Source organism: Donghicola tyrosinivorans (assembly GCF_003003355.1).
Taxonomy (GTDB): domain Bacteria; phylum Pseudomonadota; class Alphaproteobacteria; order Rhodobacterales; family Rhodobacteraceae; genus Donghicola; species Donghicola tyrosinivorans.
On sequence record NZ_PVTQ01000014.1, the window covers coordinates 59,073 to 78,995 of the forward strand.

The 19,923-nt window shown below is 59.0% G+C and carries 20 protein-coding genes and 1 tRNA gene; 10 read left to right on the top strand and 11 right to left on the bottom strand.

Going from position 1 to position 19,923, the window contains the following annotated elements; translation table 11 throughout:
* Positions 1 to 7 precede the first annotated feature (7 nt).
* Positions 8 to 1,324, top strand: a complete 1,317-nt coding sequence (locus CLV74_RS17185) for an ATP-binding protein (RefSeq protein WP_106267224.1) — start codon at positions 8 to 10, stop codon at positions 1,322 to 1,324.
* Here CLV74_RS17185 and CLV74_RS17190 read toward each other — a convergent pair.
* From CLV74_RS17190 to CLV74_RS17210, 5 genes are all read right to left on the bottom strand, one after another.
* Entirely contained in the window at positions 1,321 to 2,475 is a 1,155-nt protein-coding gene (locus CLV74_RS17190; RefSeq protein WP_106267226.1) for an acetate/propionate family kinase, read from the bottom strand. The genes CLV74_RS17185 and CLV74_RS17190 overlap by 4 nt on opposite strands.
* Positions 2,472 to 3,851: a bifunctional enoyl-CoA hydratase/phosphate acetyltransferase gene (locus tag CLV74_RS17195; RefSeq protein ID WP_106267228.1), complete on the bottom strand. Its 1,380-nt coding sequence runs from the start codon at positions 3,849 to 3,851 to the stop codon at positions 2,472 to 2,474. Before CLV74_RS17195 ends, CLV74_RS17190 begins: the two co-directional genes overlap by 4 nt.
* 27 nt (positions 3,852 to 3,878) lie before the next feature.
* A complete protein-coding gene (gene fabI, locus CLV74_RS17200; protein WP_106267230.1) occupies positions 3,879 to 4,637 on the bottom strand; it encodes an enoyl-ACP reductase FabI in 759 nt (252 codons plus the stop codon).
* A 158-nt stretch (positions 4,638 to 4,795) separates the two neighbouring features.
* Positions 4,796 to 4,871 (bottom strand) — tRNA-Ile (locus tag CLV74_RS17205).
* 115 nt (positions 4,872 to 4,986) lie between these two features.
* Positions 4,987 to 6,192 (bottom strand): calcium-binding protein, encoded by a 1,206-nt coding sequence (locus CLV74_RS17210; protein WP_106267232.1) that lies wholly within the window; start codon positions 6,190 to 6,192, stop codon positions 4,987 to 4,989.
* 172 nt (positions 6,193 to 6,364) lie between these two features.
* Between CLV74_RS17210 and purM the strand changes: the two genes are divergently transcribed.
* From purM to rnd, 3 genes are all read left to right on the top strand, one after another.
* The gene (gene purM, locus CLV74_RS17215) at positions 6,365 to 7,411 is read left to right on the top strand and encodes a phosphoribosylformylglycinamidine cyclo-ligase (protein WP_106267234.1); all 1,047 of its coding nucleotides are present in this window, start codon (positions 6,365 to 6,367) and stop codon (positions 7,409 to 7,411) included.
* Positions 7,408 to 7,983, top strand: coding sequence for a phosphoribosylglycinamide formyltransferase (gene purN, locus CLV74_RS17220; RefSeq protein WP_106267236.1), 576 nt, complete (start codon positions 7,408 to 7,410; stop codon positions 7,981 to 7,983). The genes purM and purN overlap by 4 nt, the downstream gene beginning before the upstream one ends.
* Positions 7,984 to 8,048: 65 nt before the next feature.
* A complete protein-coding gene (gene rnd / locus CLV74_RS17225; protein ID WP_106267238.1) occupies positions 8,049 to 9,206 on the top strand; it encodes a ribonuclease D in 1,158 nt (385 codons plus the stop codon).
* A 67-nt stretch (positions 9,207 to 9,273) separates the two neighbouring features.
* Here the strand turns inward: rnd and CLV74_RS17230 are convergent, their stop codons facing one another.
* Positions 9,274 to 9,756: a hypothetical protein gene (locus CLV74_RS17230; protein WP_106267241.1), complete on the bottom strand. Its 483-nt coding sequence runs from the start codon at positions 9,754 to 9,756 to the stop codon at positions 9,274 to 9,276.
* A 127-nt stretch (positions 9,757 to 9,883) separates the two neighbouring features.
* Here CLV74_RS17230 and CLV74_RS17235 point away from each other — a divergent pair, with 127 nt between their 5' ends.
* On the top strand, positions 9,884 to 10,294 hold the full coding sequence (locus tag CLV74_RS17235) for a SufE family protein (RefSeq protein WP_106267243.1): 411 nt from the start codon (positions 9,884 to 9,886) through the stop codon (positions 10,292 to 10,294).
* Positions 10,295 to 10,345: 51 nt separating this feature from the next.
* Here CLV74_RS17235 and CLV74_RS17240 read toward each other — a convergent pair whose 3' ends face one another.
* The 5 genes from CLV74_RS17240 to CLV74_RS17260 form a co-directional block, all read right to left on the bottom strand.
* On the bottom strand, positions 10,346 to 11,017 hold the full coding sequence (locus CLV74_RS17240) for a DUF1638 domain-containing protein (RefSeq protein ID WP_106267245.1): 672 nt from the start codon (positions 11,015 to 11,017) through the stop codon (positions 10,346 to 10,348).
* Positions 11,018 to 11,110: 93 nt separating this feature from the next.
* A complete protein-coding gene (locus tag CLV74_RS17245; RefSeq protein WP_106267247.1) occupies positions 11,111 to 12,238 on the bottom strand; it encodes a Hint domain-containing protein in 1,128 nt (375 codons plus the stop codon).
* 196 nt (positions 12,239 to 12,434) lie between these two features.
* Entirely contained in the window at positions 12,435 to 13,133 is a 699-nt protein-coding gene (locus CLV74_RS17250) for a corrinoid protein (RefSeq protein ID WP_106267249.1), read from the bottom strand.
* Between the two features lie 120 nt (positions 13,134 to 13,253).
* A complete protein-coding gene (bmt, locus tag CLV74_RS17255; RefSeq protein ID WP_106267251.1) occupies positions 13,254 to 14,273 on the bottom strand; it encodes a betaine--homocysteine S-methyltransferase in 1,020 nt (339 codons plus the stop codon).
* Positions 14,274 to 14,426: 153 nt separating this feature from the next.
* Positions 14,427 to 14,753, bottom strand: a complete 327-nt coding sequence (locus CLV74_RS17260) for an ATPase inhibitor subunit zeta (protein ID WP_106267253.1) — start codon at positions 14,751 to 14,753, stop codon at positions 14,427 to 14,429.
* A 166-nt stretch (positions 14,754 to 14,919) separates the two neighbouring features.
* Between CLV74_RS17260 and purC the strand changes: the two genes are divergently transcribed.
* From purC to CLV74_RS17285, 5 genes are all read left to right on the top strand, one after another.
* Positions 14,920 to 15,681: a phosphoribosylaminoimidazolesuccinocarboxamide synthase gene (gene purC / locus CLV74_RS17265; RefSeq protein ID WP_106267255.1), complete on the top strand. Its 762-nt coding sequence runs from the start codon at positions 14,920 to 14,922 to the stop codon at positions 15,679 to 15,681.
* A gap of 93 nt (positions 15,682 to 15,774) precedes the next feature.
* Positions 15,775 to 16,005, top strand: coding sequence for a phosphoribosylformylglycinamidine synthase subunit PurS (gene purS / locus CLV74_RS17270; RefSeq protein ID WP_106267257.1), 231 nt, complete (start codon positions 15,775 to 15,777; stop codon positions 16,003 to 16,005).
* Positions 16,005 to 16,673, top strand: coding sequence for a phosphoribosylformylglycinamidine synthase subunit PurQ (purQ, locus tag CLV74_RS17275; protein WP_106267259.1), 669 nt, complete (start codon positions 16,005 to 16,007; stop codon positions 16,671 to 16,673). Before purS ends, purQ begins: the two co-directional genes overlap by 1 nt.
* A 36-nt stretch (positions 16,674 to 16,709) precedes the next feature.
* Positions 16,710 to 18,473, top strand: coding sequence for a sensor histidine kinase (locus CLV74_RS17280; RefSeq protein WP_106267261.1), 1,764 nt, complete (start codon positions 16,710 to 16,712; stop codon positions 18,471 to 18,473).
* Between the two features lie 4 nt (positions 18,474 to 18,477).
* On the top strand, positions 18,478 to 19,812 hold the full coding sequence (locus tag CLV74_RS17285) for a sigma-54-dependent transcriptional regulator (protein ID WP_106267263.1): 1,335 nt from the start codon (positions 18,478 to 18,480) through the stop codon (positions 19,810 to 19,812).
* Positions 19,813 to 19,923: the final 111 nt, after the last annotated feature.

Genomic DNA, 19,923 nt, shown 5'->3' on the forward strand with positions numbered 1-19,923 from the left:
AGGGGCCATGTTTCTATGGCTCAAACGTTACATGCCAAACAGCCTTTATGGCCGTGCGGCGCTGATCCTGATCCTGCCTGTGCTGACCGTGCAGCTGGTGGTGTCTGTCACTTTTATTCAAAGGCATTTTGAAGGGGTGACCCAGCAGCTTAGCAAGGGGCTGGCGCTGGATCTGGCCTATGTGGCGACCGAACTAAGTGGTCTGCCCGAGGATGAGATTGGCGTTCGTGGTGCAGAACTGACCGAGCCTTTCCAACTGGCTTTCGAATTCCTGCCCTCGGCGGATGCGAAAGACTTGCCAAGTCGCCGCCGCATCTATGACTTCTCGGGTCTTGTCGTCATTGAAACCCTGAAAGCCCGCTTGCCGAATTTGTTGACGGTCGATCTTCCTGATGATCGCTCTGCCACGACCTATCTTCAGCTCGAGAATGGCGTAGCCGCCTTCGGGTTTGACCGGAATCGCGTCTCGGCGTTGAACCCGCACCAGCTGCTTGTGTGGTCCGTGGCGGTCGGCTTTTTGATGACGGTGATTGCTTACTTCTTCCTGCGCAACCAGTTGCGTCCGATCAAGCGGATGGCATCGGCGGCCGAGGCGTTCGGCAAGGGGCAGCACATCGCCTATAAGCCATCCGGCGCGATTGAGGTTCGGGCGGCGGGCAACGCCTTTCTGGACATGCGCGCGCGGATCGAACGTCAGATCGATCAGCGGACATTGATGCTATCGGGCGTCAGTCATGACCTGCGCACGCCGCTCACGCGGCTGAAGCTGGGGCTGTCGATGATCGAGGATGACATGCGTGATGATCTGCTGCGTGATGTCGATGATATGCAGCACCTGCTGAATGAATTCCTGAATTTTGCCCGCGGCGAGGCCGAGGGCGAGGCCGAGTCCGTTGATCCCGGTCAGCTGGTTGCGCAGCTGGTTTCTGACTTTCAGCGTGAAGGCAAGAATGTCTCTCTTCTGGGCATTGAGGGCGAGGGTGTTGTTACCCTGCGCCCCGTGGCGATCCGGCGGGCCCTGGAAAACCTGGTCGGGAATGCGGTGCGCTATGGCAGTACGGCGCAGGTTAGCTGCTGGATCGGGGAACGCTCGGTCCGGTTCCGGGTCGAGGATGACGGACCCGGCATTCCCAACGCCAAACGGGCCGAAGCAATCAAACCCTTTGCCCGTCTGGACCCTTCGCGTAACCAGAACAAAGGCATGGGCCTTGGGCTGGGGCTGGCCATTGTCACGGATATTGCCCGTGCCCATGGAGGCTCGCTGCGGCTGGACCAGAGCCCGGATATGGGCGGGCTGCTGGCCGATCTTGTGTTGCCCCGTTAAACCGCCAGAAAACCGCGGACGGCTTTGGCTATGATCGCCTCCTCATCGGTCGGGATGACACGAACTGTGGTGGTGCCGTTAGAGATGATGTCTGCGGCTGCCTCATTCGCCGCAGCGTCCAGCGCGATCCCCAGCCACTCCATGCCTGTGCAAACCTCGGCGCGGATGCGGGCCGAATGCTCGCCAATGCCGCCGCAAAAGACCAACGAGTCCAAGCCGCCCAAGATGGCCGCCATCGCGCCAAGCTCTCGCCGGATGCGGAAAGTGAAATAGGCGATGGCCTGTTCGGCTTCATCGGTGCCAGCCGTTTCCAAGGTGCGCATGTCGTTTGACAAGCCTGACAGCCCTAGAAGTCCGCTTTTCTTGTAAAGTAGATCGGTCAGGTCGGCGGCGTCCATCCCGTGGCTTTCCATCAGATACAGCAGCACGCCCGGATCAATTTGCCCGCTGCGGGTGCCCATCGGCAGCCCGTCCAAGGCTGAGAACCCCATGGTCGAGCCGATAGACCGCCCGTCGCGGATCGCGCACATGGACGCGCCGTTGCCCAAGTGGGCCACAACGGTTTTTCCGTGGGCGGCATGGCTGTCGATCTGGGCAAGGCGGTGGATGATGTAGTCATAGCTCAGACCATGAAATCCGTAGCGGCGGACCCCTTGATCATAGTAGCTGCGGGGCAGGGCAAAGGTGTCATTGACCCACGGATGGTGGCGGTGGAACGCAGTGTCAAAACACCCCACTTGCAGCGCTTCGGGAAAGGCTGCAATCGCCGCATGAACGGCAGCCAGATTATGCGGTTGATGCAAGGGGGCCAGCGGCGCGTATTCGGCCAGCTTGTCCAGCAAGGCGCTGTCCAGAATTTTCGGCGCATCGATATCCGGTCCGCCGTGAACAATCCTGTGTCCGACAGCGGCAATCGCAGCCCCTTGGGTCAGGCCATCAAGCGCCGACAGAATTCGGCGCAAACCGGTGGTGTGATCCAACGACCCTTCGCTGCGGGTTTCTGAATGATTGCCTCCATGCAGCGTCAGTTGCGCATCATCGCTGCCGATCTTCTCTAGCTGGCCGTGGGCGATGGGGTGGTCGCCGTTTACGGGATAGACGGCAAACTTAATCGAACTGGACCCCGCATTCAGGGTCATCAAGATGCTCATTTTACACCGCTTTTCGCAAACAGGGCCGCAATTGCACAGGACGCCAGCCGCGCCTTTTCATCATCGGACCGAGAGGTCAGGATGATCGGGCATTTGGCCCCCAGAACAATCCCGCCAGCCTCGGCACCCGCCACAAAGGTCAGTTCTTTGGCCAGCATGTTGCCCGCCTCCATATTGGGGGCGATCAGGATATCGGCATGACCGGCTACGGCGGATTTGATGCCCTTGGTGCGGGCGGCCTCGATATCGATGGCGTTGTCCATCGCCAGTGGTCCATCCACGATCCCGCCGCGAATCTGGCCGCGATCTGCCATCTTGGACAGCACCGCCGCATCAAGGGTCGAGGGGATTTTGGGGGTCACAGTCTCGACGGCAGACAGCACGCCGACCTTGGGCTGCACCGTGCCAAGCGCAATCGCCAGATCAATAGCGTTCTGGATGATGTCCACTTTGGTTTCCAGATCAGGCGCGATGTTGATGGCCGCGTCCGACACCATCAGCAAATGGTCCAGACCAGGCACATCCATCACGAAGATATGGCTGAGGCGTCGCCCGATGCGCAGGCCAGTGTCCTTGCGCAGAACAGCACTCAGAAGAACATCCGTGTGCAAATGCCCTTTCATCAGGGCTTGGGCGCGGCCTTCATGAACCAACTGGCAGGCCAGTTCAGCGGCCTCTTGATGGCTGGCAGTGTGCAGCACCTCATGCTGTGAGATATCCGCGCCGATCTCGGCAGCGGCGGCAGCAATCTTGCTGCGGTCTCCGATCAGAATCGGCCGAATGATCGTGTGCTCATGGGCCAGCAAAGCGCCGCCAAGGCTGTTGGGCTCTTCGGGGCAGACCACGGCAGTCGGGATGGCGGGCAGGGGCTCGGCCTGATGCAGGATGCGATCAAAATGCACATGACGCTGGACGCGCAGGGTGGGCAGGTCATCGATGTTGAAGGTCATCTTGCGCTCTGGCGCGATGACCACAGCCTCGCCGTGCAGGATTTGCGCGCCGCCCTTTTGCGAGACCGTGGTGCGCAGGCGCACGCGGCGGTCAGGCAGTTTTTCTAGCAGATGCACCCGGGCAACTAGCGTATCGCCCGCATGGGCAAGGCCAGTCCAATGCAGTGTCTGGCTTTCGTAGATTGTTCCTGGGCCGGGCAGCAGGTTCCCCAGCACGGACGAGATCAACGCACCCACCCAAGCCGAGGGGGCCTGTGCCTCAGGCAGCCCATCCTGATCGCCGTCTTCATGGGGCAAGTGCAACGGATTAAGGTTGCCAGAGGCGTTGGCAAAGACGAATAGGTCATCCGCCAGACACAGCCGTTCGGTGCTGGCCTCTTGTCCAGCGGTTAGGTCGTCATAGGGGATGTTTTCAAGCAATTTCATGAGGTTGTTCTGCGTTGTTCGGAAGGGTTATGAGCGCAAGGAATAGCCGCCGTCCAGCATATGCACGCCGCCGGTGATGTTGCGCGCCGCATCGCTGGCCAGAAAGGCCGCGAATGCGCCAGTCTCGTCAATTGTGGTCAGGCGGCCCGTCGGCGTCGCGTCTTGCGCCTTCTTCATCAGGCTGTCGAATTCCGGCAAACCATTGGCCGCACGGGTCGAGATCGGCCCCGGTGACAGGGCGTTCACGCTGATCCCCTTGGGGCCAAGCTCAACCGCCGCATAGCGGGTCACCGATTGCAGCGCGGCTTTGACTGGGCCCATGATGTTGTAGTTCTCGACCACCTTGTCGGCTCCTAGGTAGCTGACCGTCATACATGCCCCTCCATCACACATTAGCGGCTCTGACGCTTTGATCAGGCGCAAGAAAGAATGGACCGAAACATCCATCGCCAGCGCGACCCCATCGGCGCTGGTGTCTACCACGCGGCCATAAAGATCGTCTTTGGGGCAGAATGCGATGGAGTGGACTAGAATATCCAGCTTGCCCCATTTTTTGTGGATTTCCTGAAATAACGCGTCCTGTTCGGCGGGGTTTTCCACGTCCAGCGGAGCCAGAATGTCAGCATCCAGTTCGGTTGCCAGCGCCTGAACATAGGGCAGGGCCTTGGCGTTCAGAGAGGTCAGCGCCAGATCGGCCCCCGCTGCATGCATCGCTTTGGCAATTCCGTAGGCGATGGAATGGTCGTTGGCGATCCCGACAATTAGCGCTTTCTTTCCCTGCAACATAGGCGATCCCCTTGTGTCTGCGGTGCTTTTGAAAACTGTCCCACACCAAGATGACAATCCTACTGCAATCGGGCGCTGCGGGTGGATTTCCACAGAATTGTCAGCGGCTTGCTGCCTTGATAGGCGCAAATGCAGTAGATCGGAGAGGTTTTGGAAAATGGTAGGCCCGGCAGGATTTGAACCCGCAACCAAAGCGTTATGAGCGCTCTGCTCTAACCGTTGAGCTACAGGCCCCCCATGGGCGCTTTGCTAAATTGCGCGGGGTATCGCGTCAAGGGGCCGTCGCTGCTTCAAGTTGCAAAGTTAGAGAGGCGGGCAGGGGAATAAGCCCCGCGCCCGCCCGCAGAAATCACGCAAACAGGAAATCGTCTGCGCTCAGATCAGCCTTGGCGACCCCCAGAAGCTCGACTGAGCTGGAATCATAGACAACAATCGCGTTGCCAGCGGTGTTCTGGTTGATCGTCAGGTCCGCATATTTGGTGGCGGCGCTAATCTTGATATGGTCGATACCCACTTCGAAATCAGAGATAGCGTTGTGGTCAAAGTCCGCGCCCGCAAAAACAAATGTGTCCGCGCCGGTGCCGCCCGAGACATAGTCATTGCCCCGACGCAGCAGGAAGGTGTCATCGCCCGCGTTGCCGCGGAAATAGTTGTCATTGGCGTCATCGAAGAACCGGTCAGCGCCTGCGGTGCCATAGACACCCTCGATCGAAACAACGCGGTCGCGGTTGCCAAAGCCGTCGGTGACAAAGCCCTGATCCAGTCGGGCGACGATGGCGCTGTATCCGCCGTAATCGTCATCATCGTCATAGCGCACGTAATCCCGGCCGCCGCGCCCGTTGAATACGTCATTTCCTGCAAAGCCGGTAAAGACGTTGTCCGCCGCGTTGCCGCGCATCACATCGTTCTTATAGGTGCCGGTGATCTGCTCGATCCCGTTGAAGGTGTCTGTATTGCCATCAGGGCCGGTTCCGGTGCCTGCCCGCAGATCCACCACAATGCCGCGATTTCCCAGCCACGGACGCCAGAAGGATTGGGAATAATCCACCACATCCACACCTGCGCCCCCGATGTAGGTGTCAGAGCCACCCATATCCATGATGTAATCCTGACCGGCCAGAGCTTTGACCACGTCATTGCCGGTGCCTGTGTAGATCAGATCGGCCTGCGCAGAGCCGAAATAGTTCAGGTTCCGGTCGGTGATCATCTCCCACAAAAGGTTTCCGCCATCGGTTAGCATTTTCGAGGCAAAGGTGGCGGCGCTGAAATTGAGGTTGCTGGCGCGCATCGCGACGGCGCCGTCGTCGGTGTACCAGGTGATTGTGGTGATGGTGCCGGAGGACAGGGATTGGCTGCCTGCGTTGGTACCGAAGGCAATGTCATAGGCGGTGCCGTCCGCGACAGTGGCCTCGAACCGGTAGGGCGTGGTGCCAAGTGCGCTGCTCAGGACGGTGCCTGTGATTGCAGTCTGAGAGATCGATGTCAGCGCGTAATTCTGGAACTTGCTGTAGGTGCTGGTTCCGCTGGATGCGGGGAAAAATTTGATTTGGGCCATAGGTCTTCCTCCTTGGGGAGAGCTAAACGGGCATGAGTCGCCTTTTGCGAGTCTTTGCGTTTGCAGAAAGCCTTTCCAAGTCACACTTCGGTGGCTGGCAGTTTTCCGCGGGGCATTGCCCTTGGCAGCGCATTTCTGTATCGCCTCAGCAACACGTTTTCAGGGGACCGACATGACCGAGAACAAGAACGGGCTGACCTACGCCGAAGCTGGCGTGAACATCGATGCTGGCAACGCGCTGGTGGATCGCATCAAACCGGCTGCGGCAAAGACCAAACGGTCGGGCGTTATGTCGGGTTTGGGTGGTTTCGGCGCGTTGTTCGATCTGAAAGCTGCAGGCTACAATGATCCCATTCTGGTGTCGGCCACCGATGGCGTTGGTACCAAGCTTCGCATCGCGATTGACACAGGTCACTTCAGCACCATCGGCATCGATCTGGTCGCCATGTGTGTGAACGATCTGGTCTGTCAGGGCGCCGAGCCGCTGCTGTTCCTGGATTACTTTGCCACCGGCAAGCTGGATCTGGACGATGCGGCCACCATCATCGAAGGCATCGCCGAAGGCTGCCGTCTGTCGGGCGCGGCTTTGATCGGCGGCGAGACTGCGGAGATGCCGGGCATGTATCATGACGGCGATTTCGATCTGGCCGGTTTTGCAGTTGGCGCGATGGAACGCGGCGAAGACTTGCCCGCAGGTGTTGTCGAAGGTGACGTACTGCTGGGTCTGGCCTCGAACGGGGTGCACTCGAACGGTTATTCGCTGGTGCGCCGCGTTGTGGATCACGCTGGTCTGACTTGGGCCGACAAAGCACCCTTCGCTGATGCGTCCGTGGGCGAGGCGCTGCTGGCGCCGACCCGTCTTTACGTCAAACAGTGTCTGGCAGCGGTTCGCGCTGGCGGCGTTCACGCGCTGGCCCACATCACGGGTGGCGGCCTGACCGAAAACCTGCCCCGCGTTCTGCCCGAGGGCCTTGGCGCCGAGATTGATCTGGACGCATGGGAACTGCCCGCTGTCTTTGCTTGGATGCAGGGCGTTGCCGGTATCGTGGAGCCCGAGATGCTGAAGACCTTCAACTGCGGCGTTGGCATGGTTCTGGCTGTCTCTGCTGACCGCGCCGAAGCACTGGCCGAGCTGCTGCGCGGCGAAGGCGAAACCGTTTACACCCTCGGTACTGTCGTGAAGGGTGAAGGCGTCAGCTACAAAGGCAAGCTGTCGTGATCCGTACCGCCATTCTTATCTCGGGTGGCGGATCGAACATGGTGCGTCTGGCCGAGTCGATGACCGGCGATCATCCGGCCCGTCCGGTTCTGGTCGTCTCGAACCGGCCGGATGCGGGTGGGCTTTTGAAGGCCCGCGACATGGGGATCGAAACCGCTGTGGTGGACCACAAGGACTTCGCCGACCGCGATGCCTTTGAGGCGCGTCTGCATGAGGTCCTGATGGGCGCAAAGCCCGATGTGGTCTGTCTGGCGGGCTTTATGCGGGTTCTGAACCCCGGTTTCGTGCAGAAATGGCAGGGGCGGATGCTGAACATCCACCCGTCGCTGTTGCCTAAATATAAGGGCCTGCACACCCATCAACGGGCAATCGATGCAGGGGATTCCTGTGGCGGCGTGACCGTCCATATGGTGACGCCTGCTTTGGATGATGGCCCGATCCTTGGCCAGACCCGCGTGCCGATCCTTGATGGGGATAGCGCGGATGATCTGGCCTCTCGTGTGCTTAAAGCGGAACACGCCCTTTATCCGGCGGTCTTCCGGCGTTTCGTTGAAAACTCGTTTCCCGCCTGATTTCTGCCTTTCAAACATGGGGGCAGGTGTCTAGGCTGACGGAAATCTAGAAAAAAGACCTGTTGATGAAGACCCTTACCACGACCGAAGAACTGGCAGCCTTCTGCGCTGAGGCCGCAAAATGCGATTATGTGACTGTTGACACCGAGTTTCTGCGCGAGCGGACCTATTACTCGAAGCTGTGTCTGGTCCAGCTGGCCTATCGCGGCGATTTTGGCGAGGACGCGGTTCTGGTTGATCCGCTGGTCAACACGCTGGATCTGGCTCCGCTGTATGAGCTGTTCCAGAATGAAGCGGTCGTAAAGGTCTTCCACGCAGCCCGTCAAGATCTGGAAATCTTCTACGTGGACAAGGGGATCATCCCCAGCCCGATGTTCGACACACAGGTTGCCGCGATGGTCTGCGGCTTTGGCGAGCAGGTGGGATATGAGACCTTGGTTCGCAAAATCCCCAAGAAATCACTGGATAAGACCTCGCGTTTCACCGACTGGTCGCGCCGCCCTTTGAGCGATGCGCAAAAGACCTACGCTTTGGCCGATGTGACCCATCTGCGCGATATCTACGAATATCTGGCCGAGCGTCTGCGTAAAACCGGTCGCGCTAAATGGGTGTCGGAAGAGCTGAAAACCCTGACCGCGCCTGAAACCTATCAGGTTCACCCCGAAGACGCGTGGCTGCGGATCAAGACCCGCACCAACTCTGGCCGGTTCTTGGCTGTGGTGCGTGAACTGGCGCGCTTCCGTGAATTCTACGCGCAAAGCAACGACGTTCCGCGCAGCCGTGTCATGAAAGACGATGCGATTCTGGAACTGGCCTCGACCAAGCCCGCAAACATGCAGGATCTGGGGCGCTCGCGCCTGTTGCTGCGCGAAGCCCGCAAGGGCGAGATCGCTGACGGTATTCTTGCGGCGGTGAAGGCTGGTGTGGATTGTGCGCAGGAGAACCTGCCCAAAGTCGAAGATCCGCGTGAGAAATTGCAGGTCAATCCGGCTCTGGCCGATCTGCTGCGCGTACTGCTGAAGGCCAAAACCGAAGAGTTCGATGTGGCGCAAAAGCTGATCGCCTCGGCGCAGGATCTGGATGCGATTGCCGCCGGTCAGCGGGACGTGGTGGCCCTGAAAGGCTGGCGCAAGGAAGTCTTCGGCAATGACGCGCTACGCCTGTGTGATGGTGAAATCGGATTGGCCGCAAAAGGCAGTAAAATCAAAATCTTCGACCTCTGACTTGATAGAGTAGTTGAGGTGGAAAGAAGGGGCGCTAGTCGCCCCTTTTTGCACTTCCGGCTTTGGGTTAGCGGCGGATTTGCAACGCGTTGGTGGCGCTGCGAACTTCGATCCGTTTGACGCCTTCCAGCGACTGGCGCGAGATTTTGACGGCCGCAGTAATTTCACGGGTGCGCTGGGGACCGACAGTCGTTGCAAAATCGGGCGGCAGGACCACGAAATCATAGACCAGCGTTGCGCTGTCCTCGCTGAAGGCGGGGATCAGTGCGGCGTTGGTATAGCCCTGACGGTCCGCAACGCCCATGGCGCGGATGATGATCGCACCGGGGATTTGGTCGGTGTCGATGGACGCCAATGCGGCAATGCGCAGGCCCTCGGTCTGATCATCCAGCATCACCCGCTGCATCGGAGCGCCATCAGCGGTGACGTCGGCGGCGCGGGCCTCTTTACCGCCCCACCAGTTCAGCGGGTTGAACGAGGAATCACGCACAGTGGCGCAGCCGGACACGACAAGCAGGCAGCAAAGGGCGGCGGGCAGGGTTCGGATCATGGAGAAACCTCGTCTTCGGATTACGGAATAAGGGCTATCCTAACTGACTGTCCTTGAAAAGCCTTTGCGCACTGGACCTTTGACGGTCAGCGACTTAATTCAGGAAGACGTTCTGCAAGGAGAAATCATGGCCAGCGCTGCATTCGAAGAGATTGTCGAGGATTTCGAGTTTCTGGACGATTGGGAAGACCGCTACCGGATGGTGATCGAGCTTGGCAAAGCTATGCCGTCGATGGACGAGGCGTTGAAGGTTCCCGCCACCAAAGTTGAGGGCTGCGCCTCTCAGGTGTGGTTGCATCCCGAGGTGAGCGCCGAGCGGTTCGATTTCACCGGCGACAGTGATGCAATCATCGTGCGCGGCCTGATCGCAGTTCTGCACAAGCTTTATGCGGGTCTGACGCCGGCCGAGGCTGCGAAAGTGGATGCGCGGGCCGAGTTGGCGCGTTTGGGGCTGGAAGAGAACCTGTCGTCCCAGCGATCGAACGGATTGAAAGCGATGATCCAACGCCTTGGGGAACACGCGCGCGCTGCGGCCTAAGAGGCGCTTTTGGCGGCGGTCGCGCCGTTAGGTATTTTGACCAAGATGAAATCAGATGTGCGGCGCAACCTGTTCAAGGCTGCGCTGTAGATCGCCGTATCCGGTCACTCGGCGCTCGAACGCGAGGCCGAGGCGGTCGGCGCAGGCGCGGGCTTTTTCCGTGAGAGCGGGATCTTCGGTTTGGGCTTGGTAGACCAGTTTGGTGTAATGGCCGAAGTACATATCCCTGAGTTGTGGATGGCGGTCGAGGCCGAGCGGTTTGATGACGAATGCATCGAACTGGCGGACGAGGAAGTCGGTCAGGTAGAAGGCCGAGATTTCGTCATTGGCCGCGAAGGCGGTGTTTCCTTCGAAGAAACTATAGCAATGAGGGCCATCGAGCATCTGAACGCCGAGGTCTTTGCAGCGGGCTTGCAGCAGGCCGCCGGTACCGCAATCGGCATAAAGGACGAAGATTTTGTCGTAATCGTTTCGGTGGGCGATCACCTTTTCGGCCACAGCATCGGGGATTTTTTCGGGGCTGTTGTGCAGGATTGCGGGCAGGCACATCAGATCGATGTGTGTCCATTTGTTGATGGCGATGATGTCCAGAACTTCCCGTGCAAGGGCACCGCATGCCAGCAGCAGAAGGCGGGCGGCACGGGGGGCGTCAACTTCGGTGTTTTCGAAGGTCAGGGCGCTGTCGTCAGGCAGGGCGTCACGGGGCGTTGTATCGGCGGTCATGGCGGTCCTTGGACGGTTGGGGCGCCGTGTGATGCTACTGCAAGTACAGGGGCGCTGAAAGCGCTGCCAGCGACCAATGAGATGCAGGGGCCGTCAATTCTGGGCGATGCGGCGCTCTGCTGCGATGGCGCGCATCATTTGCCGCATGTCGGGAGAGCGGACCTGCGATATTACCAGTTTGGTTTCGTGGGGCTTTAGCACCGGACGGGCCACACTGCCGTAGCTGGCGCTGCCGTAATCGGCTAGTTCTGGGAAAATCTCGAGGATTTCACGGCGGGCGGGCAGGTCAAGGGCGCGCATGGCCATGTCGCCGGGGTGAAAGCTTTCAGCCGGTGCGCCTTCGGCAAAGATGATTTCATGGCGATCCAGCATCAGGTGGTAATAATCTACGGTGCCGCCTTCGATCTGCCGGATGTCTGTATCATCGACAAAGTTGATTGCAGGGGTCAGGGCTTGTGCGTCGTCCGAAACCAGTTCGACCTGCCAGCCCTCGAGCATAACACGATGCTGGGGCGACAGTTTCAGGGGGCGGGTGTTGCCGATGGTGCCGGTGGCAAAGTGAACGGGGGCCAGTTTGCCTTTGGCTTCGCATCGTTTGTGGCCGATCCAGCGGATCTGCTGGAAGCCGTGATCGATGGTGAGGACGTGATCGTCGGTGGTCAGGGTTTCAATCGGGCGCTGGCCTTTGGATGTTTCGATCAAGGTGCCTTTGCAAAAGCATAGGGCGTAGTTCCAGACTTGGCGGTCTGTGGTGAGGCCATCGTAGGTGTTACTGACAACATCAATCAGTTTGAGTGATCGGATGCCTTCGGATTCCAGAAGGGTCTGGTTCGCGCCTGCGGTTGGTGAAGGCGCCCAGAACGTGTGGCCGCTGGGTTCCTGAAAGATCACGACGGTCATATTGGTGGTCGTGCCGTCGATGAAGGTCACTTGGGCGCTGTAAGTGGCAGTCGCGTCGAAGTTCACGGTCCAAGTGTTGTTGACTGTGAACTGGTCAAAAAAACCGAGCGAGTTGTTCTGGTCGTAGTAGGCGCCTGGATTGCCAACCGCGCTAATCGAGACGAAGTTGTTTAGTAGCGGGTTTCCGATGCCGCCGAACGTAAGGCCCTTCAGCAGATTCGCATCGCTGGCAGTCGTGTTCAATTCCCCTAGACCGGCCAAGCCGTCCGGATCGATGATTGCAAGCTGTCCAAGATAGATCGCGTTGAAGGTTGTTGCCATACAGCCGGTCACTTTTCAAAAGGGTAGGTCTTACCCTTAAGAACGGTGCTTGATCGGTCTGATTTAGGAAATTGGAACGTATCTTAGGATTACCTACCATGGGTCATCGGGGTATCAAATTTACCCTTTTGTCGAAAGAAAAAGCGCCGCTTTGCGGAAGCAAAACGGCGCTTGATCTGTTCGATGGAGGCGGTTGTTAGCCGTTCATCTGGTTGTGACGGCGGCTCATGAAATCCTTGGCGGTTTCCACGGCGACGGCGGCGTCACGGCAGTAGGCGTCAGCACCGATGGCGCGACCGAACTCTTCGTTCAGGGGGGCACCGCCGACCAGAACGACGTAGTCGTCACGGATGCCTTTTTCTTTCAGCGTGTCGATCACCACTTTCATGTAGGGCATGGTGGTGGTCAGCAGGGCCGACATGCCAAGGATATCGGGCTTTTCACTGTCCAGTGCTTCCAGATAGGCCTCGACCGCGTTGTTGATGCCAAGGTCCACAACCTCAAAGCCTGCGCCTTCCATCATCATCGAAACAAGGTTCTTACCGATGTCGTGGATGTCGCCCTTGACGGTGCCGATGACCATCTTGCCCATGCGCGGTGCGCCGGTTTCGGCCAGCAGGGGCTTAAGGATCGCCATGCCGCCTTTCATGGCGTTGGCAGCCAGCAGCACTTCGGGAACGAAGAGGATGCCGTCGCGGAAGTCGTGGCCCACGATGGTCATGCCAGCAACCAGAGCTTTGGTCAGCACGTCATAGGGAGTCCAGCCCCGTTCCAGAAGGATGTTCACGCCCTCTTCGATCTCTTCTTTGAGACCGTCATAGAGGTCGTCCATCATCTGTTGGACCAGTTCCTCGTCGTCGAGTTCCGAGAGAATGATGTCGTCTTCTTCCGACATGGCATAATTCCTTAAAGCGCGTGGACCGCTATGGTGCGGCTGTTCTTATTCTTTATTGGCGCGAAAACGCCCCGCGGCTGTGCAGATAACGACATATCGCGGGGCGATGCCGACGAGAGGTTATGTACGACGGCGGCTGTTGCGGCGGCTGCGGGCAGGGGCGTCGGACTGATCGCCGGTGCCGTCCGAGGCGGACGAGAATCCACCCAGCTTTACAGCGATGTCTTCCAGCGTCGGGCGCGGGCCTTTGGGCGTGCTTTCCAGCGCGGCGCGCATGGCTTTGAGATGCTCGGGCATGGTGCCACAGCAACCGCCGATGATACGGGCACCGGCATCGCGGGCCAGACAGGCGTAGGCGCCCATCAATTCGGGCGTGCCGTCATAGTGGATGTGGCCATCGACGTATTTGGGAATGCCTGCGTTGCCTTTGGCGATCACAGGACGCTCGGTGCCAGAGGCGATGAACCCCAGAACCGTGCGCATCAGGTCTGACGCGCCGACGCCACAGTTCGCCCCGAAGGCAATCGGCGGGTTGGGAAGGGCTTCGACCATATCCACCATCGAGGCGCTGGTGACGCCCATCATCGTGCGGCCAGCGGTGTCAAAGCTCATGGTGCCACACCAGGGCATGCCGGCCAGGGCAAAGGCCTCGGCGGCGGCTTTGTATTCTTCGGGGGCCGAGATAGTTTCCAGCCACAGCACATCCGCGCCGCCTTCTTTCAGACCTTCGGCCTGTTCGTGGAACATCTCGACGGCCAGCTCATGGGTGAGCGAGCCCATCGGGGCCATGATCTCGCCGGTGGGGCCAACGGAACCGGCAACGATCACGGTGCGGCCCGAGGCATCTGCAACTTCGCGGCCAAGGGCGGCGCCAAGGCGGTTCAATTCGCGCACGCGGCTTTCTGCATTGTGCAGCTTCAGGCGCGAGGCGTTGCCGCCGAAGGTATTGGTCAGAAACAGGTCGCTGCCTGCGTCAACGGCAAGGCTGTAAAGCTTTTTGATGTTCTGCGGCTCGTCTGCGTTCCACAGTTCAGGCGCATCGCCCGAGGACAGGCCCATGTTGAACAGGTTGGTTCCGGTGGCACCATCGGCCATGACCCAGTCCCGTTCCGAAAGCATTTTGGTCAGCGCATCAGTCATCGTTTTATCCTGTCTTATCGTTGCCTGCGGGTGCCACTGTCTGGCGGCGGTTGCAAATGCCCTTCGATCATATCGACCAAGACATCCATCGCCGCCAGTGGCGGTGTGCAGTTTTTCGGATCGAAACGAAAGGAAAAACGTATGGGTCTGGGGTTAGTGGCCTTGCTCGACCCGCGAGATGGCAGCTGCGCTGAAAATATCGCGCTGCGCTTTGATGATCTCGATTCCCACCATGTCATCCAGATCGGTGGCTAGCCTATTGACGATGGCCTCGGCGTTGCGGGTACTGGCGCGCGCCATCAAGTCATCATGCAGAAGGGCATCCGCATACATGCGGGCCTCGTCCTCGGATTTCCCCAATAGATTGGCCGCCCACATTCCAAGCATCCGATCCCGTAGTGTCGAGATTCGGAACGCGACTTCGTTGTCATGAGCGAATTTCGCCTCGAATGCGCGCTCACGATCGTCCAGTATTCCCATGGTAGTTCCTCCCTGGTCCATGTAAGGGAACGATACCATGTGAGTGCCTTGATTCCGTCTCTCCTGACGGATGGGTGCACCCCGACTTGCGACATACGCAGGCATGCTCTATGAGAGCGCATCGTGGCCCCCTCCCGGGCCCCATAGCAGGAGACCGACACAGCTCATGGCACGGCGCAACAAAATTTACGAAGGCAAAGCAAAGATCCTGTACGAAGGCCCCGAGCCGGGCACTTTGGTGCAGTACTTCAAGGACGACGCGACTGCCTTCAATGCCGCGAAAAAAGATGTGATCGAGGGTAAGGGGGTTCTGAATAACCGCCTGTCCGAGTTCTTTATGACCGGTCTGAACAACATCGGCGTACCGACCCACTTCATCAAGCGTCTGAACATGCGCGAGCAGCTTGTGCGTGCTTGCGAGATTATTCCGCTGGAAGTGATCGTGCGTAACTACGCGGCAGGTTCGCTGTCGACCCGTCTGGGCATCGAAGAGGGCACCCCGCTGCCCCGTCCGATCGTCGAGTACTGCTACAAAGACGACAAACTGGGCGATCCTCTGGTCAGCGAAGAACACATCGCTGCTTTCGGTTGGGCCAGCCAGCAGGACATGGATGATATCGTCAGCCTCGCGCTGCGCGTGAACGATTTCATGTCGGGCGTCATGATGGCCGTCGGTATCCGTCTGGTGGACTTCAAGATCGAGATCGGTCGCGTTTACGAAGGTGACTTCCAGCGTCTGGTTGTCGCCGACGAGATCAGCCCCGACAGCTGCCGTCTGTGGGACCTGAAGACTGGCCAGAAGCTGGACAAGGATGTGTTCCGCCGCGATCTGGGCAGCCTGACTGACGCCTACACCGAAGTGGCCCGTCGTCTGGGGATCATGCCCGAGCATGGTCAGGGCGGCGCGAAGCCGACTCTCATCAACTAATCCGGTCGCGCCGCGTCCAGCGGCGCGTCCTTTGAGTATTTTCGCGATAAAGAAGCGGGCACTGGCCTGCGAAAGAAGTCTGAGGAGACTGCCATGAAGGCACGTGTTCATGTGATGCTGAAAGAAGGTGTTCTGGACCCGCAGGGCGAAGCCGTGCGCCATGCGCTGGGAGCACTTGGGTTTGAGGGCGTCGGTGGCGTGCGTCAGGGCAAGGTGATCGAGCTGGATCTGGCCGATGGCACCACCGAAGAGCAGGTCACCCAGATGTGCGAGCAGCTGTTGGCAAACACTGTGATCGAAAAATACGAGATCGAGCTGAACTGATGAAAGCGGCGGTCATTACATTCCCCGGATCGAACTGTGACCGCGATCTTGCGGTCGCATTCGAGAATGCGGGCGCTGAGGTTGTTCGGGTCTGGCACAAGGATTCGGAACTGCCCTCCGGTATCGATGTGGTCGGCATTCCCGGCGGCTTCTCGTTCGGTGACTATCTGCGTTGCGGCGCGATTGCGGCGAACTCGCCCATTTGTCGCGGCGTTGTGGAACACGCAAACCGCGGCGGCTATGTGTTGGGGATTTGCAACGGCTTTCAGGTATTGACCGAGACCCGTCTGGTACCCGGTGCCCTGATCCGCAACATGAACCTCAAGTTCGTGTGCAAAACCGTCGGGCTGAAGGTCGAGCAGACCGACAGCATCTTTACCGGCGGTTATGTGGCAGGCAGCGAGATCCAGATTCCGATCGCCCACCATGATGGCAACTACCGCGCCGATGATGCGCTGCTGGAGCGTCTGAAAGGCGAAGGGCAGATTGCATTTACCTATGCTGAAAACCCCAACGGCTCGGCCGGTGACATCGCGGGTGTCTTCTCGGACAACCGCCGTGTGCTGGGGATGATGCCGCACCCGGAACGGGCTGCCGAAGTTGTTCATGGCAGCACCGACGGGCAGGCGCTTTTCCGCGCGTTGGTAGACGGTCTGGTTTCGGCCTGACTTGAGCGGATGCGGGCCTTGGCCTAGACTTTTGTGATGTCGAAACCGGCCCGCCTCTCTTCTGACACGAACCGACGCAAGTTGCGTCCCTGGTTTGTGCGCTTGATCGCTGCGGTGATGCTTGTGCTTGCCGTGGCGATTGTGTGGGGCACCAACGTCTGGCTGACCACACGTTTCACCGAGACAACACGCAATCGCGCTGAGGTGCGATTGGCGTTGTACTCGGGTCAGCTTCTTTCGGAATTGCGCCGTAACGGGATTGTGCCACAGCTTTTGGCGCGTGACCCCGCGTTGATCGGCGCACTGAATTCGAACGATTTTTCGCAAAGCTCGCAGCGTCTGATTTCCTTTGTGGATGAGATTGGTGCAGCCTCGCTGATGCTTCTGGATCGGGACGGGCGCACTGTGGCGGCCACGGATCGTGAGCGCCTTGGCAGTATGCACCGAAATGAAGGCTATTTCGTTGAGGCCCTGCGGTCGAACGGGACGGTTTTCACCAAGTTCGAACGGACCACGGGCGGCTATGGCTTTGCCTATTCGCGGCGGATCGAGGATGGCGGCTCGCCCATCGGTGTGATCGTGGTCGAGGCAGACTTGGGCAAGTTCGAACGGGCTTGGGCCGGTATTTCCGATGCGGTTGTGGTGACCGATAGCGAAGGGGTGATCGTTCTTTCGACCGAGCCGCGCTGGCGCGGTCTGAGTGAAGAGGATGCCCTGACGCGGCAACCGGCTGCTACGGCGATTGAGCGCGCCTTGCAGGTGACTGCCGATTGGGCCGCCGAGCGGGACGAGATTTATCTGGGCGGCGAGGCGGTGATGCGCCTGACGGGCCGCATTCCGTTCCGTGGTTGGAACCTGATCACCTACACCAACTATTCCAGCGTCCGCGAAAAGGTGAACGGTGTTCTGGCGCTGGAGATCATGGGCTTCGCGATTCTGCTGGCGGTGGGCTTCTATTTCCTGAACCGCAAGACGGCCTCGCGGATGATGCTGTTCCAGCGCGAGTCGGCAGAGCTTCGCGCATTGAACGCAAGGCTACAGCGCGAAATCGCCGAGCGTGAGCGGGTGCAAAAGACCCTTGCCGTGGCCGAACAAACCATTGCCCAATCGTCGAAATTGGCCGCCTTGGGTGAGATGTCGGCAGCCGTCAGTCATGAGCTGAATCAGCCTTTGGCCGCCATGAAAACCTATCTGGCCGGTGCGCGCCTGCTGCTGTCGCGCAACCGCGCGGAAGAGGCTTTGGCCAGCTTTCAGCGGATCGATGATCTGATCGAGCGTATGGGCTCGATCACCAAGCAGTTGAAATCCTATGCCCGAAAGGGCACAGATCACCTGCAACCCGTTGATATGAAAGACGCTTTGATGTCGTCGCTTGCGATGATGGAGCCTCAGCTGCGGCAAAATAAGGTGCGTCTGGAACGGACTGTTCCGGATGTGCCGGTGCTGGTCATGGGGGATCGGGTGCGTATCGAGCAGGTGATGATTAACCTCATCCGCAATGCTCTGGACGCCGTAAAGGCACGCAAAGATGGCCGCGTTGATATCCTGCTGACCGCAGGTGAAATGGCCACGCTGACCGTGCGCGACAATGGTCACGGGATTGAAGATTTAGAGGCTCTGTTCGAGCCGTTTTATACCACCAAACAGCCCGGCGATGGTGTCGGATTGGGGCTTGCGATCTCGTCCGGGATCGTGAACGAGCTTGGTGGACGCCTGACGGCACATAATGCTGAGGGTGAGGGGGCTGTATTTGAGATGCAGCTACCTATCTTGTTGGAAGATATTGAAGCCGCGGAGTAATTGAATGTCCCACGTGATGAAGATCGCAATCGTCGATGACGAACAGGACATGCGCCAGTCGATCAGCCAGTGGTTGGCCCTTTCGGGGTTCGACACGGAAACCTTCGCATGTGCCGAAGATGCTCTGCAAAAGATCGAACCGGATTACCCGGGGATCGTGATCACCGACATCCGGATGCCGGGTATGGGTGGCATGGGGCTGCTGAAAAAGCTGATGGGCAGCGATAGCAGCTTGCCCGTCATCATGATTACAGGCCATGGCGATGTGCCCATGGCGGTTGAGGCGATGCGTGTTGGCGCGTTTGACTTCATGGAAAAGCCGTTCAATCCGGACCGTATGACGGAACTGGCCCGCAAGGCGTTGCACCAGCGGCGTCTGGTTCTGGATAACCGTGCCCTGCGGCGCGAGCTGTCGGACGGGGCAGGGCTGATGAACAAGATCATCGGCAGCGCGCCCGAAATCAAGCGTCTGAAAGAGGACATCCTTGATCTAGGGCAGGCGGACGGTCACGTGATGATCGATGGCGAAACCGGCACCGGCAAAACCCTGACCGCCCACGCACTGCACGCGGTGGGCAGTCGCGCAGGTAAGAAATTCGTGCTGGTGTCGTGCTCGGCCTATGATGAGGACAGCCTGACAAAGCGGCTCTTTGGCCCGATGCAGCCCGAAGATTCCCAGTTGCCTGCGGTCGAAGAGGCACGTGGCGGCACACTGGTGCTGGAAGATATCGAGACGCTCAGCGAAGTGGTGCAGGCGCGCCTTTTGTCGTTCATCAATGATCAGGGCATGCCGTCAGAGACCCGCATCATCGCCATCTGTAATATGCAAGAGCAGGGCCGCACCATCGAAGACGCCCTGCGTCCCGATCTGTTCTATCGCTTGGCCGCCCTGCGGATCACTCCGCCACCCCTGCGCCAGCGGGGCGAGGATATCTTAACCCTGTTTGCGCGCCTTTCTGAACAATACGCCGAGGAATACGGCTGCGAGCCGCCCGAGATCAGCGCACAGGAAGCGGCGCAACTGCTTCAGGCTCCTTGGCCAGGCAATGTGCGTCAGTTGATCAACGTGGCCGAACGGGCGGTGCTGCAAAACCGTCGTGGTTCGGGTACCATCGCCAGCCTCCTCATGGCCGAAAGCGATGACATGCGCCCGCTGGTGACAACCGAAGGCAAACCCCTCAAAGAGTATGTGGAAGCTTTCGAGCGTATGCTGATCGATAACACCATGCGCCGTCATAAAGGCTCGATTGCCAGCGTAATGGAGGAACTTTGCCTTCCACGCCGGACACTTAATGAGAAAATGGCCAAATACGGTCTACAGCGCGCCGATTACCTGTAATCGGCGCAAGCCTATTCATTTTCCTCATTGTCAATTCTGTATTTGTCCCTTTATGGTGACCAGACGGGTACTTGTTACATAAGTGTCCGCGACAGATTTTCTGAATTGAAC